Annotated in this window: 14 protein-coding genes; 12 read left to right on the top strand and 2 right to left on the bottom strand. The window is 65.6% G+C overall.

Going from position 1 to position 14,279, the window contains the following annotated elements; translation table 11 throughout:
* The first annotated feature begins 14 nt into the window (after positions 1–14).
* From VMV82_09270 to VMV82_09325, 12 genes are all read left to right on the top strand, one after another.
* Positions 15–1,148: a hypothetical protein gene (locus VMV82_09270; protein HUY41741.1), complete on the top strand. Its 1,134-nt coding sequence runs from the start codon at positions 15–17 to the stop codon at positions 1,146–1,148.
* The gene (locus tag VMV82_09275; protein ID HUY41742.1) at positions 1,145–1,876 is read left to right on the top strand and encodes a metallophosphoesterase; all 732 of its coding nucleotides are present in this window, start codon (positions 1,145–1,147) and stop codon (positions 1,874–1,876) included. The genes VMV82_09270 and VMV82_09275 overlap by 4 nt, the downstream gene beginning before the upstream one ends.
* Before the next feature lie 6 nt (positions 1,877–1,882).
* Positions 1,883–3,046 carry a hypothetical protein gene (locus VMV82_09280; protein HUY41743.1) on the top strand — a complete coding sequence of 388 codons (1,164 nt, stop codon included), beginning with the start codon at positions 1,883–1,885 and terminating at the stop codon, positions 3,044–3,046.
* Position 3,047: 1 nt separating this feature from the next.
* Entirely contained in the window at positions 3,048–4,259 is a 1,212-nt protein-coding gene (locus VMV82_09285; protein ID HUY41744.1) for an O-antigen ligase family protein, read from the top strand.
* Between the two features lie 169 nt (positions 4,260–4,428).
* Positions 4,429–4,803: an LPS export ABC transporter periplasmic protein LptC gene (gene lptC / locus VMV82_09290; GenBank protein ID HUY41745.1), complete on the top strand. Its 375-nt coding sequence runs from the start codon at positions 4,429–4,431 to the stop codon at positions 4,801–4,803.
* Entirely contained in the window at positions 4,800–5,540 is a 741-nt protein-coding gene (gene lptB / locus VMV82_09295; protein ID HUY41746.1) for an LPS export ABC transporter ATP-binding protein, read from the top strand. Before lptC ends, lptB begins: the two co-directional genes overlap by 4 nt.
* A gap of 14 nt (positions 5,541–5,554) precedes the next feature.
* Positions 5,555–6,685 (top strand): LptF/LptG family permease, encoded by a 1,131-nt coding sequence (locus VMV82_09300; protein ID HUY41747.1) that lies wholly within the window; start codon positions 5,555–5,557, stop codon positions 6,683–6,685.
* Positions 6,685–7,632, top strand: a complete 948-nt coding sequence (locus tag VMV82_09305; protein ID HUY41748.1) for a DUF3084 domain-containing protein — start codon at positions 6,685–6,687, stop codon at positions 7,630–7,632. Before VMV82_09300 ends, VMV82_09305 begins: the two co-directional genes overlap by 1 nt.
* On the top strand, positions 7,629–8,045 hold the full coding sequence (locus VMV82_09310) for a pre-16S rRNA-processing nuclease YqgF (GenBank protein HUY41749.1): 417 nt from the start codon (positions 7,629–7,631) through the stop codon (positions 8,043–8,045). The genes VMV82_09305 and VMV82_09310 overlap by 4 nt, the downstream gene beginning before the upstream one ends.
* A gap of 32 nt (positions 8,046–8,077) precedes the next feature.
* Positions 8,078–9,031, top strand: a complete 954-nt coding sequence (locus VMV82_09315; GenBank protein ID HUY41750.1) for a hypothetical protein — start codon at positions 8,078–8,080, stop codon at positions 9,029–9,031.
* Positions 9,032–9,046: 15 nt separating this feature from the next.
* Positions 9,047–9,814: a hypothetical protein gene (locus VMV82_09320; GenBank protein ID HUY41751.1), complete on the top strand. Its 768-nt coding sequence runs from the start codon at positions 9,047–9,049 to the stop codon at positions 9,812–9,814.
* A complete protein-coding gene (locus VMV82_09325; protein HUY41752.1) occupies positions 9,811–10,848 on the top strand; it encodes a glycosyltransferase family 1 protein in 1,038 nt (345 codons plus the stop codon). Before VMV82_09320 ends, VMV82_09325 begins: the two co-directional genes overlap by 4 nt.
* Here VMV82_09325 and VMV82_09330 read toward each other — a convergent pair.
* Positions 10,834–12,495: a hypothetical protein gene (locus VMV82_09330; protein ID HUY41753.1), complete on the bottom strand. Its 1,662-nt coding sequence runs from the start codon at positions 12,493–12,495 to the stop codon at positions 10,834–10,836. The two genes, VMV82_09325 and VMV82_09330, sit on opposite strands and share 15 nt — an antisense overlap.
* Positions 12,496–12,552: 57 nt before the next feature.
* Complete coding sequence (locus tag VMV82_09335; protein ID HUY41754.1) at positions 12,553–14,223, bottom strand: ATP-dependent DNA helicase RecQ; 1,671 nt, start codon at positions 14,221–14,223, stop codon at positions 12,553–12,555.
* Between the last annotated feature and the right edge of the window lie 56 nt (positions 14,224–14,279).

A 14,279-nucleotide genomic window follows, 5' to 3' on the forward strand; every position in this document is an offset into this window, starting at 1 on the left:
TCCTCCGAGGACCAGTGACGTACTTTCTCTCTACGGGTGAGCCGTCCGGCGAGCTGAGCGCCGTGCTGCTCGTGCGGCAAATCCGTACTCGCGACTCGCGCGCACGATTCGAAGGCATCGGATCGCCGCGCATGCGCGACGAGGGAATCGTCCTCTGGCGCGATCATACGGGCTGGGCAGCCATGGGACCGCTTGCGGCCATTCCTCGCATTCCCAAGCTCTTACTGCAGATGTGGCTCGCAGCGCTGCACGTCGCGCGCACGAAGCCGGATCTCGTCGTCCTCGTCGATTTCGGCGTATTCAACGTTCGCTTGGCGCAAACGCTGCGCGAGCGCCTGCACTACGCCGGCCCGATCCTCTACCTCTTTCCACCTGCCGCCTGGCTCGACAGCGAACGCACCGCGCGCACGGTGAGCCGCTGGACCGTGCCCGTTACGGCGTTCGCACACCAAGAGGCGTTCTATCGCGGCCTCGGGCTACCGATCCGCTACTTCGGCCATCCGTTGCTCGGCGAGTATCGGGAGCACGAACCGCGTGCCGTGCCGCCGCGCGACGGCGGCGTCGTCGCGTTGTTGCCGGGAAGCCGCAAAGGCGAGCTGCGTCATCACGTTCCCGTGCTCGTACGCGCCCTCGAGGAGCTGCGCCGGCTGCGTCCCAATGTCCGCGCCACGGTTGCCGCGTCCGACGCGCGCGCAACGCAAGAGTTGGCCGGCGAGCTCGAACGCGCCGGCGTACGCAATGCAAGCGTCGAGCTGGGGGTCCGCGCGGCGCTAAGCGACGCAGACGCGGCGTGGTGCGCTTCGGGAACCGCAGTGCTCGAGAGCGTTTTGCTCGGCGTTCCTACGATCGCACTCTACGTCGTGTCGCGCGCGGTCGTCTGGTACGGACGGCGCATCCAGCGCCGCATCCACGGCGGGCGCTTCATCACGCTTCCGAATCTGGTTGCCGGCGAAGAGATCGTGCCGGAGTACCTGCAGGACGACGCGACTCCTGAGGCGCTTGCGCGCGCGATGGATCGACTGCTGGCTGCTCCACAGGTGGCGCGTGAAAGGCTCGCGCGCGTGCGAACCGCGCTCGGAGCCGGCGATGCGTTACAACGCTGCGCGGAGCTCGCCGTCGGTCTCGCCGCGGGCAGCGAGGCGCCATGACCCGTATCTATCACACCTCCGATCTGCACGATCGCCGGGGTTTTGCGCCGCAGTTGGAGCGTCTGCGCGCCGAGCGCCCGGGATATCTCTTCGATTGCGGCGACTCGCTGCGCGGCAGCCAAACTGTCTACCACCGGCGCGAGCCGATCCTTGCGGAGATCGACCGTGCCGGATACGACGCGCAAGCAATCGGGAATCGAGAGTTCCATTATTTCTATCCGCTCTTGCGCGCTCGCGCGCGCGCGATGCGCCACCCGCTCGTATGCACGAATCTGCGCGACACGAAGGGACGCGCGCTGCCGTTCGTGCCGTCGCTCGTGCTAGGAGGCGACGCCGGGCCTCGCGTGCACGTTTTGGGCTTGCTGATCATGCAGTATCCGGTCGCAAGCCCCTGGGAGCGCGTCTTCGGCTGGCGCTTCCTGCTGCCGGCGGACGCGATTGCGCCGTACGCGGCGAGGGTTCCCGAGGATGAAGCACTTATCGTCCTCTCCCACGTCGGCCTCCGTCTCGATCGCGCGCTTGCGGCCGCGGTCCCGCGCATCGATCTCATTCTGGGTGGTCACAGTCACGATACGCTCTTCGAGCCGGAGTACGTCGGCGACGTACCGATCGTTCATGCCGGGCCGTACGGGCGATACGTGTCTCGAACCGAGCTCGAATACGACGCCGCGAGCCGGCGGCATCGCGTTGCACGGTTCGATCTACTGCCGCTCTTGGGTGCGCCGTAGCGAGGCATGCGATTGCTATTCGTGAGCAACGGTCATGGGGAGATCGCGATTGCGGATCGCATCGCCGCGGAGCTGCGCGGCCTCGGCGAGGCGATCGAGATCGATCATCTCGCGCTCGTCGGAGACATCCCGGCGCGTCATGCGCGCGACGTCGGCCCGCGACGGCGAATGCCCAGCGGCGGTCTGATTGCCATGTTCAATCTTCCGAACATCCTGCGCGATCTTCGCGCCGGACTTCTCGGACTGACGCTGGAGCAATGGCGCTGGTTGCGTGCGTCGCACGGACGGTACGATGCCGTCATTGCGACGGGCGACGCGTACGCATTGTGGATGGCGCTGCGCGCCAGGTCGCGTACCGTCTTCGTCGGGACGGCCAAGAGCGTGCTCACTGCGCGCTACGGCTTCGGAGAGCGCCGCGTCTTGCGACATGCGGATGAGGTCTTCGTGCGAGACGAAGCGACGGCCGACGACCTTCGCCGGCACGGTGTTGCCGCAGAGGCGCCGGGAAACGTGATCGTCGATCTCTTCGCGGCGCCCGCGGAGGGCCCCACGCTCGCGCCGGCGATCGAGGGCTTCGACGTCGTCGTCGCGCTTCTGCCCGGAAGCCGAGCAGAAGCGTACGACAATGCGTCCTTTCTCATGGACGTGGTCGCAGCGGTCGCACGCGAACGCCCGGGAATCGGGGCGGTCCTCTCCCTCGCGCCGAACGTCGACGCGGCGCACATGGTCTCGGCGCTGACGCCAACCTACGCCGTGCGGCCGGCGCTGATGCCCGGCGTCCCATTCGACGTCCTGAACGGTGGCCGCGTTCTGGCGCGCGCGTGGTGCGGCGACGTCGGCGCATTGCTGAACGGCAGCACCGTCGTGCTCGGGCAGGCGGGAACGGCGAATGAAGCTGCGGTCGCTGCCGGGTTGCCCGTGCTCGCTGTCTCACGCGGTACGGACCGCGAACACGGATGGTACCGCCGCCGGCAGACGCAACTGCTCGGCGATGCATTGGTGATGATCTCCGGCGATCTCGACTCGGCGGCCCGGGAGTTACGCGACATGCTCGACGACCCGCAGCGCCGAGCCCGGCTCGGGGAACTCGGACGCGAGCGTATGGGGCCGGCGGGCGGCGCTCGTCGCATCGCAGAGCGCATCGTTGCGCTCGCACGCGAGGCGGCGTAGAATGCGCGTCTTTACCGCCGCTTCGTTTGCGCTCGTCAACGCGGCCGTACCGCTCTTCCCCGCGTTCATCATGCTGACGTACGTCCAGCCGCCCGGGATCTCGCTCGTTCCGGTCCCGGCTGCCGCAGCGCTGCTCGCACTGCTGGGCCTGCTCGGCGTTATCTTCCTCGTGCGGCTGTGGATGCCGCCGCGCGAAGCGCCGCCGACGCTAGTGCCGCTGCTCGCGTGGCTTGGCGCTGCGGTGCTCGCGGCGATTCTCGGCTTCGACCCGCGCGGCGGCGCAATCTTCATCGCGATCTTCGGACTCGGCGTCGTCTGGCATCTCTCGACGCTTCGGTATTACCGCGCGCCCGGCGTGGCGCGCGCCGTCGTCTGGTCGATGATGGCAACGTGCTTTGCAGCGTCGATTGCCGCCATAATAATGGTTGCGATTCGACGCCCCGTTGCGCAGTACGTCATCGGGCACGGACGAGCGATCGGAACCTTCGTCCTACCCGGGGAGCTTGCGGGTTATCTCGTCGTGTTGCTGCCCATTGCGTACGGCGTCGCCGTAACGACGCGCAGCCGGGCACTCCGTCTCGCGTCGCTCTGCACGCTGCTCTGCGGAGCGATTGCGTTCGCGCTGACGTTCTCGCGTGCGGGATGGATGGGGCTCGCTGCTGCGATCGCGTTCTTCGTTGCGATGCGTCGGCGCGCGTGGGGAACGGGGGTGCTTGCGGCGGCGGCAATCGTCATTGCCGGCCTTGGTGCGGTGCTCTTGCTCTTCAACGTCGCGCACAATCCCAGCGAGAACTATACGCGCATCTCGATTTGGCAGGCCGCGTTCCAGGTGATCGATCGCTTTCCGTTGACGGGCGTGGGGCCGTTTGAGTTCTCGCATCTCTACGCGCTCGTGCGCACTCCTGACGGAGATGCGATCGCGTTTCACGCGCACAGCGTCTACCTCACGCTTCTCGCCGAGATCGGCATCGTCGGGTTCGCGGCGGCCCTCTGGACGTGGTGGCGCTTCGTCGCCGAGCTGCGCCGCCGCATCGAGTCGGCCGAGCCTCGACACGCCGTCATCGCGCTTGCCTGCGCGGCGGGACTCGCGGGGACGCTCGTGCAAGGGCTGATCGATACCGTGAGTGTGGTGATCTTCGGATTATGGTTGCCGACGATGGCGTTTGCTTTGGCAGCGGCGCGCGACGGCCTGATGGAACGGGACGTGCCCTAGCGTGCGCCGTACGATCGCTTTGCTCTGCGGAGCCGCTTGTTGGCTGTGTGCCTGCAGTCCGCACGGGCCCGCACCGGCCGCCTCTCCTCGACCCTCGGTCCATCGCGGCCGAGGACCGTGGCTGCACATTACCGGCACCGGGACGGCACGCCAGCCGGTACGATGGACGATGCGGCAGCGAAACAACCAAAAGGAGTATGACCTGATCGCGCACTCGTACGAGAGCAGCGGTACGCAGGGAACCTCCGTGGCGACGTTCTTCCAGGTGCACGTCACCTTCTACGGCAAGGGCGGTGCGCGGCTCGCGGCGGACGCGTCCCGAGCAATCGTCGACGAGGCGCAGAACACGATCGTGCTTAACGACGCCGTTCGCGCGCGCACCGCCACCGGCATGACGCTGCGCTGCGATCGGCTGCGGTACGACCGGTCGACGCAGACGGTCCACGGCGAAGGGCACGTGGTCATCACGGACGGACATGGAATGCGCGCTACAGGCAACAGCGTCGACACCGATATCACACTTACCAAGGCGAGGATGCAGTGAGCGAGAGGACGATACGCATCCGCGGTCTCGTCAAGCGGTACGGCGAGCGCACCGTGGTGAACGGTGTGAGCGCGGAGGTACATGTCGGCGAGGTCGTCGGACTGCTCGGGCCCAACGGCGCGGGGAAGACGACGACGTTCTACATGACCGTCGGGCTCGTCAAGCCCGACGGCGGCAGCGTGCTGCTCTTCGACGGCGAGAAGGAAATCGATTTGACGAGCCGGCCGATGTACGAGCGCGCCCGAAACAAGATCGGATACCTCGCGCAAGAGAACTCGATCTTCCGCCGGCTTTCGGTCGGCGACAACATTCGGTTGATTTGGGAACAGAGCGGCGTGTCGCACGACGAGCAAGAGCGCCGGCTCCCGGAACTGCTGGAAGAGTTCGGCTTGCGCGCGTTCGTCAACGCGCGTGGCGACGCGCTCTCCGGCGGAGAACGCAGGCGCGTCGAGGTGGCGAGGGCGCTCGCCATCGATCCGTCCTTCCTGCTGCTCGACGAGCCTTTCACCGGGATAGATCCCATCGCCGTCGCCGATATTCAAGCGATGATTCGGCAGCTACGCGATCGCGGCATCGGCGTGTTGATCACGGACCATCAGGTGCGCGAGACGTTAGCGATCGTCGACCGCGCCTACATCATGAACAATGGCCGCATCGAAGTATCGGGCAGCGCGCAGGAGGTGCTCGACTCGCCGATCGCGCGCAAGTTCTATCTGGGCGAGAGCTTCCGGCTCTGAACATCATCGGTACGTTGCCGCGCCTTCGCGCAGTCGTCGCGTTCAGACCGACGATTCTCGATCGATACATGCTCGCCGAGCTGGCCGCCCCGTTCGGCTTCGGGCTCTCCGCGTTCACCCTCGTGTTCGCCGCGACGCAGATGCTGGCCACGGGACGCCTCGTCAGCGAGGACCACGTGCCTCTGTGGACGGCGGTCGGGCTCTTTCTCTGGCAGTTGCCGGGAGAGGTCGTGTTCGTCATCCCGATGGCGCTGCTGCTGGGGACGCTGCTCGCGATGCAGCGGCTTTCGGGTGACAGCGAGATCAACGCCATGAAGACGAGCGGAATCACGTTTCCACGGATCATCGCGCCGCTGCTCTTTGCAGGGCTCGTGATGTCACTCGTCATGTACGCGCTCCAAGAAGGAGTCGTCCCCTTCGCGAACGACGAGGTCTCCGCGATCGAGACGACGGCCCTCAACCACACGAGCGCGTTCAATCGCGATCTGACCGTGTCGGCGCCGTTGCCCGGCGGCGGACGCCAGGTAACGATCGCGACGGCCTACGAGCCGCATTCGCAGGCATTGCTGAACGTAACCCTGATCCAGTACGACCGCGCCGGCTCCCCGACGCAGATCATCTTTGCTCAGCAAGCCGAGTTCGCGGCAAAAGAGTGGATCCTCCGCAATGCGAGCGCCTATCGCTTCAACGCCGATGGCTCGACGATTTCGGAGCCCAACGTCCCCGAGCAGGAGGTCGATCTCGGGGAAAAGCCAACCGATATCGTCAAGCGGATTTCTCACGACGACCCACAACTGATGAGCCGCGCGCAAATCGCGAGCATCATCTCGACGGGTCAGCTGACGGAGACTGAGCTGCACAAGTACGTGACGGTGTATCAGGAAAAGCTCGCCCAGCCTTTCGCCTGCTTCGTGTTCGTCTTGATCGCCATTCCATTCGGGTTGCGCTCGTTCCGAGGGGGCGCAAGCGCGAGCCTCGGATTCGGCCTTGCGGTCGGGATCGTATTCGTCTATTACGTCGTGATGACGATCTTTTCGTACGTCGGCGAGGCGGTGATCTTTCTCGCGCCGCTGTGGGCGTGGATGCCAAACGTCATCTTCACGGCCATCGGCTTGGCACGCGTTCGAAAGGCAGCGGCAATCTAGTGACGTGGGCTGATTTCATCCGCGGCGCGGGCGACATCGTCATTATCTTGGTCATCGCGGGCGGCGTCGCGTACGTCGGCGATCGCGTCGGGCACCAAGTCGGGCGCCGGCGTCTGACGCTCTTCGGAATCCGTCCGCGGTACACGTCGACGATCATTGCCGTCGCGACGGGCGTCGTGATCGCCTTGGTCGTCACGCTCGTCGCGATCTTTGCGTCCCAACAGGTGAAGACGGCGTTCTTCCACCTTTCCGCGCTGAATGCCCAAATCGCGACGTTGCAGCAACGCGAGCAACAGCTCGAGGCCAAGGTTACGAACGGCCGTCTCGTTCTTCCCACGGGCGAGCTCATCACCCCCTTCCGCCTCATCCTGCAGCGGGCGCAGTCCGAGGCCGTGCGCGAGCAGCAGCTCAAAGCCTTCTACATGGAAGCGGTCAAATACATCAACGCGACGTATCCCAGCTGGGGCCTGCGGCCCTATGTGGTACCGCACAACGTCGACAAGACGCTGCACGACTTCTTGAACGATGCCGCATTGCAGGCCGAGCTCTCGCAATCCAACGTGATGGTCACGGCCGTCTCGGACCAGAATCTCTTCGCCAACGACGCCTTCCGCTTTTCACTCAACGCGGTACCTGACGTGCGCGTCCTCTCGCGCGGGCAGCTCGTCGCGCAGATCGACATCCCGGGAAACAGCGGCGCCAATATCAACATCGCGTTACGCGAGCTGTTCGCGCACGTCACGATCAACGCCGAGTACGCGCACATGCCGACGTACTTGGCGACCTACGTGCAGCCGACGGAGCTGGTTCCCGACGTCTCGCAGATGCAGCAGATGCTCGGCCGCGGCGGACTCTACTACCTCACCGCATACGCAGCAGACGACATCTACCCGCACACGGGCGCGATCTCCATCGCGATCGTGCTCGTTCCGCAGAGGAGCAGGTGAGCGGGGTCCTCGGCATAGATCCGGGGACGCGCAAAGCGGGATACGCACTGCTCGGCGATCGAGGGGTCGTTCTCGCACGAGGCATCGAGCCGGTCGACCGCCTGCACGGGCGCTTGGAAGCCCTTCTGCGGCAGCACCCCGTCGAAGTTCTCGCGCTCGGTGCCGGGACGAATGCTGGAAAGATCGCTGCGGCGCTCGCGCCTCTGGGGCTGCCGGTACGCCTCGTCGACGAACGGGAGACGACCCTGCGAGCCCGCCGGCTGTACTATGCTGAGAATCCGGCGCGAGGTCTCCAACGCTTGCTTCCCATGGGCTTGCGCTTCCCTCCGAGGCCGATCGACGACTACGCGGCGGAGATCATCGCTCGGCGCTGGGTCGCCTGCAACGAAGGCAAAACGGCCCAGCCGTCGTAGATTTCAGGCCCGGGGTGAGGGGAGGAGGAAAGATGCGCCGGCTTATCGGCTCGCTGGTGATCGCAACGTTCGTCGTTGCGCCTGCCTGCGCGCGCGCCTCCACGCTCTTCTCGGCCACCCCCGACCTGCGCGCGACGCTGTTGATGCGCGTCTTCGGAGAGACGTCCGACGCACAGGCCCGGCTGGGCATTTCGAATCTCGACGCTCGCAGCGAGTCGCCGCTGCGCGCGGCGGCTTTCGTCGTCAGTATTACGAGCGCAGCGCAAACGGCCGTCGATGTACCTGTCCGAGCGCCAGCGGTCGTAGCGCACTTTCCCGCTGCTCCAGCGCAAGCGCTCACCTACGTCGTGAGCCGGCCTCCCGAGCCGCACCCCGGCGTTTCGATTCACGTGCCGGTGTCGGCGCCCGTAACCTCCGCCTATGAAGCGCTTCCCCCGACGCGCTTCGCGTCCGACGAACGCTCCGGCGCCTTCTCGTTCCCGAGCGTGTCGACGAGCAGCGTCCCCTCGTTCGTGACGCAGAGCGCGCTCGAGGGTACCTCGGCGCCAGGCTCGGGCCTCGCGCAGAACGTTCAGATACCGGTCTCCCTGCGGGTCGGCAATCTCCGCGTCTTGGCAGGCTTCAACGCCGCGTTCGGAACCACGCCGAACTCGGGTATCGACAACACGCTGCCCGTATTCGTCCCGAGCTACTCGGGCGTGAGCCGTTCCTCTGTAGGCGCCGCGTTCGCCGTCCCGGTGGCGCCGCGGCTGTTGCTCGGATTCGGATACAACACCGAACGCCTCATAACCGGTTATGGCGTACCGGCAACGGTAGAGGGGCTCGATGCTCGCAACGACACCTACACCGGTAACATCACCTTCCTCTTTCCGCGGCTCTCCAGCGCGCTTTCGTTCTCGGCGCAGCAATATCGCTATCAAGACAATCTCCTGCCTGCGGAGTTCACGCAGTTGCGCGAAAACCTCAACCTGACCGTCAAGTTCTAGCAGGCTAGGCGACGCGTGGTGCGAGTCGTCACGGGCGCAGCCGTCGCGCTCGTGCTCGTTGCGTTTTGCGCAGTCCAGCTCGCCTCTGACGCATTTTGTGCGAGCGCCGCAGCGCCCGGAACGCTTCCCACGCGCGTGCCCATCGTCGTGGCGCTGCAGATCTATCGTACGCTCGATCGCGTCGCCCCGGCACCGTACATAGAAACGACGCTCGCCGAATACGACGCGGCTCATGGAGATCGTACGGGCGCGCTACGCCACGCTCTTCGGCTACCGCCGACGCCGATTCGCAACGAGCTGCTGGGACGCATCGCACTCGCGCGCGGTGACCGGGTGCTGGCGATGGAGTACTTTTTTGCCGCTCCCGACATCGCCGCACTGCAGCAGTACGTGCTCGCACTAGCGCACTCCGATCCGACCCGCGCCTACGCGGTCGAGCGTCGCGTACGCACCAGTCTGACGTCGCTCGAAACGCATCCGGATGCCGTTGCCGAGGCGTGCTGGACGATGGGACTTCTTGCAGAAGCGGCGTCGAACACGACGACCGGTGCGCACCGCGCGGCATGGCGCAGGCGAGCGCTGGGAGACGACATCGCGGCCGTCGAGTTGTCGCCGCTCTCCGAGAAGTATCTGCTGGCGGCAGCGGGCGCGGAGCTGTCGCTGGGGAACGTCCGCGCTGCGCGAGGCTGGTATCATCGTGTCTTGAGCGTCGACCCGAAGAGCCCCGGCGCGATCGCGGCACTCGCCGCGATCGCCCGGATGCGAACCCGGCCTTCGCGTTGAGGATCGCGCTCGACGCGCAACTGGGGGTCGGCACCGCCACGGGCATCGGCGAGTACGTGCGCGGTCTCGTCGCAGCGCTACGCGACGCTGGCGAGGACGTGATCGAGGTGCGCGACGTGCGGATCGATCCTTGGCGGTTCGACCGCCGGGTGCTGTGGGATCAGGTGCTGCTTCCCCGTCTGGCGGCGCGCAGCGGAGCGGCGCTGCTGCACTGTGCCTCCGGTACCGTTCCGCTCGTGCGGAGTATGCCGATCGTCGTTACGGTGCACGACGTCGCGTGGATGCGCGTGCAACGACATGCGCGCTGGTACGCGCGGCGCTATTTCGGAGAGTTTTCGGTTGCTCGATACCGCCGCGCTGCGGCCGTCCTCGCCGACTCGGCATTCTCCCGTACGGAGCTGCTCGCCGTGTCCGGGGGCATCGATGCGTCGCGCGTACACGTCGTAGCACCGGGAGTCGCGAGCGACTTTGCACGCGTGCGCCGCGAAAGCGACAGGCAGACGATTCTCGCGGTCGGGACCATCGAGCCGCGCAAGAATCTCGCTCATCTGATCCGCCTCTTGCCACGCCTTCCGCGCGCGCGGCTCGTTGCAGTCGGCCCGGCGACGCCGTATCGGCAGGCGTGCGTCGCGGCGGCGCGCGAGCTCGGCGTCGCCGACCGCGTTGAGTTTCGCGGTTACGTATCCCGCAGCGCGCTGCTCGACCTGTACGCAACGGCGGCGGTCGCGGCGGTCCCGTCGCAGTACGAAGGGTTCGGTTACGCGGCGGCGCAGGCGCTTTGCGCGGGCCTTCCGTGCGTGGTCAGCGACCGCGCGTCGCTGCCGGAGGTCGTCGGCTCCGATGGAACGCCCCTGGCGCTCGAGGACATTGACGGCTGGGCGAGGGCGCTCGAGAGCGCCCTCGAAGGCGAGGCAGACGCCGTTGCGGCGGCATCGCGCGAAGAGTGCGCCCGACGCTTCTCCTGGAGCACCTGTGCCGCAAAAGTGCGCGAGATCTATCGCGCCGTTCTCGGAAATGCCCTAGTAGACCGGTGAGCCCGGAGCTCCGGGCGGCACGCTGCCGTCGTCGGGAGCGAAGATCAAATCGAGCGGATAACTCGACCCCCCCTCGGGCATCGTCTCTATCGTGATGCGTACGAAGCCGCGCGCCGGAACGACGTATTGACGTATCTTGTAGCGCGAGAACGGCGGTACTTGATGCGACTGGACCAGGACGCCGTCGATGAGGTACGTTCCCGTCGCGCGGCCGCCGCGCGGGTTTTCGTAGATTGCAATCGGCTGCGGTTGCGCGGTCGGGTTCTGGACCGTCACGACGAAGGACTGCAGCACGCCGTAATCGCCCGAGAGGGCCTCGCCTTGTAGGGTATTATGGAGCGGCAGTTGCCCGATGCGCAGGTCGAGATAGGGATCGTCGACGCTCCACGCACGCTCCTGATGGAACTCCGGCACGGTGTAGATGCCCCGGGCGTGACGCTGCGCGCCGACGAGCAGGTCCGTCTGCGTGATGGGAGCGTCGGGATCGTCGGAGGCGTTCTGCGCGAAGAGCGTCAGGCGTATGTGGTCTCCGGAGAGCAGACGAAGCTGGAGCAGCGAGCTGATGACGGTGCCGTGCGGCAGGTCGTCCTCGACGAGATTCACCGATGCGTGCGCGCCGATCGTAATGAGCTGGCCCTCGTTTTGAATCATGCGAACCAGGAACGTCGTGTCCGCATCGTGGCCGGTCTCCATTTCGTTGGTCGTCGCCGGACCCGTGCCCGCGATGAACTGCACGAGCGCGGGCTCGCCGCCGTCGTTCTCCGCCCTGAGCACGATGCGCCGATCCGGCTGCGCCGGCGGATCGTAGTGAAAGAACAGAAAGCGCGATGGGGCGCTCAGGCGCAGATCGGCGGTGAAGAGGACGCCGTTTTCGGTGAGCGATTCCGGGAAGTCGCTGACCATCAGCCGGTCCGGTGCGATGCGCGGCGTGGCCACGTCGATCACGCGTACGCGCGCCGTGCCGTTGACGCTGAAGTACTGTTCGCCCTGAACGAGGACGTCGGCATCGACGTTGGCGACGTCGTCTTCACCGAGCGTTCCTTCGAACGTGACGTCGTCAGGGCCGACCACGACCTGAGCGCCCGGTCGCGCCACGACTGCCGCCGCGACGGCGCGCGCGACCGCTCCGCGAACGAACTGCGCAGATGCCGGATTGCCGGTGATGCGAAGCTCGAGGGAAGGCGGTATGCTGCCGGCCTGATATGCGACGGTCACGGGAACGTCTTTGGTGAGGCCGCGTGCATCGCCGATCGTGACGACCGTCGTCCCCGGTACTCTGCCGGTCAATGTGACAGTCTGCGTCTGCTGATCGATCGCTACGCCGACGATCGACGGATCGCGAGCGATCGCCGTAATGGGCATGATGGCGCTGCCAACGGCGAGCTGCGTGGAAAGGCCGACCGGTGCCTGGGCTGCTTCCGGCGAGACGGTGATCGGCGGCGGAGTGGGTGTCGGCGTCGGACTTGGCGTCGGGGTGAGACTCGGCGTTGGGGCGGGCTGCGGAATGGTGGGCGCGCCCGGCGTGGGCATCGCAGCTGCCGGGGCGCTCGGCGAAGGCGTCACCTGACCGAACGCGTGCGCAGAGAACGCGACGAGAATGCACGCGAGCGCAAGCGGCGCTCCAAAGAACTTGATGCCTCTTCTCAAAGAAGCTCCTCCGTGGAAGGCTCGATATTCTACTCCGGGCGAAGAGCCGAAGGCGGCCTAAGCGATCTTTGGCTCGGCGCGATCGACGGCGCTCGCGAGGAGCGTCTTGTATCCGAAGCTCGGGAAGAGCACCGTCACGAGGTCCCGCTCCATCCGCTCGACCGTTCCGGTCCCGAACTTCCGGTGAAAGACGACGTCGGCTATCTTGAACGGCCCGACGACCAAGCCCTCGTACACGCCGTTGGCCTCCGCGCGCAGGCAGTTGTCGCATGCGCCGCAGTTGACCGTGTCGAAGCCTTCGCCGAAGTAGTTGAGGATGAAGCGCCTACGGCAGACGCCACTCTCGGCATATTGCAGCATCATCGAGAGCTTGCTCTGATCGTACGACTTCTTCGTTTCGTAGTTCGCGAGGCTCAGCATGAGATCGCGATTCTTCCGCACGGCCTCGGTAAGACCGTACGCGGATCTCCCAACGGGCTCGAGGTAGCCGGACTTCTTCAAGAGCGCGAGGATGACTTTGAGTTTGGTGAGCGGCAGCTGAAGGATCCTGCGAAGGTCGGTCATCGACACGCCGGCGCTCTGATCGCCGAAGACCTCGATCGTTCCAAAGACGCGTTGCACTTCCTCGATGTCGGGATACTTCCCGGTCAAAAAGTAGTTCTGAACGCGCGTGTCGCTCATGCGATAGATGAGGATGCAGCGTGAAGCTTCGCCGTCGCGCCCGGCGCGGCCGGCCTCCTGCGTGTACGCCTCGATCGATCCCGGCAAATCGTAGTGGACGACGAATCGGATGTTCGGTTTGTCGATGCCCAGACCGAAGGCGTTGGTGGCGACGACCGCGCGAATCTTTTCGTCCATGAAGAGTTCGTGAACGGTGGTGCGGTCTTCTTTGTGCAGCTTGGAGTGATAGACGGCAGCTGGAACACGCAGCTCTTGAACGAGATAGCGCTGCACTTCGAGTGCGTTCTTGATCGTTGCCGTGTAGACGATGCCCGTTCCTTCGAGCGCCTCGGCGCCGGAGAAAAGGCGCGCCAAGATCTTGAGCTTGTCGCTCTCCTTGTCGGCTTTGCAGGCCTCATAGACGAGATTCGGGCGGTCGAAGCCCTTGACGATCGGCTTGACGTGTTCGATGCCGAGCTGGTGAAGGATGTCCTCTCGCACCGCTGGAGTAGCCGTGGCGGTCAACGCGAGAACCGCCGGGCGGCCGAGCCGGTCGATCACGTGCCCGAGCGCGAGATAGGCGGGCCGGAAATCGTGGCCCCACTGACTGATGCAGTGCGCCTCGTCGACGACGAAGAGCGGGACGTCGATCGAGCGCAGGAGCGTGAGAAACGCTTCGTCCTCGAGCTTCTCGGGCGTCGTGTAGACGATCTTGACCCCGCCGGCGGCGATGCGCCGGCGCGCCGCGATCTCTTGCTCCTCGGAAAGGGTCGAGTTCAGGGCGACGACCTCGGTGACGCCGCGGTCGCGCAGCATGTCCACCTGGTCCTTCATGAGGGCGATGAGCGGGCTGACGACGACCGTCGTCCCGTCGAGGAGGAGTGCCGGCAGCTGATACGTGAGGCTCTTCCCCGCACCCGTAGCGAGGATGGCAAGGGTATCTTTCCGGCCGAGGACGCGACGAACGACCTCCTCCTGCCCTGGATAAAAGCGCTGAAAACCGAACTTATCGGAAAGCGCCGCTCTCAGATCCACCCTATTCATGAAGCTCAATCTTAACTCGGTCATCGCTCGAAGCGATAATTCAAATGCGGCAGAGGCGCCAACCCCCTGCTCTCTATACT

The sequence above is a fragment of the Candidatus Dormiibacterota bacterium genome (assembly GCA_035532035.1).
GTDB lineage: Bacteria > Vulcanimicrobiota > Vulcanimicrobiia > Vulcanimicrobiales > Vulcanimicrobiaceae > Tyrphobacter.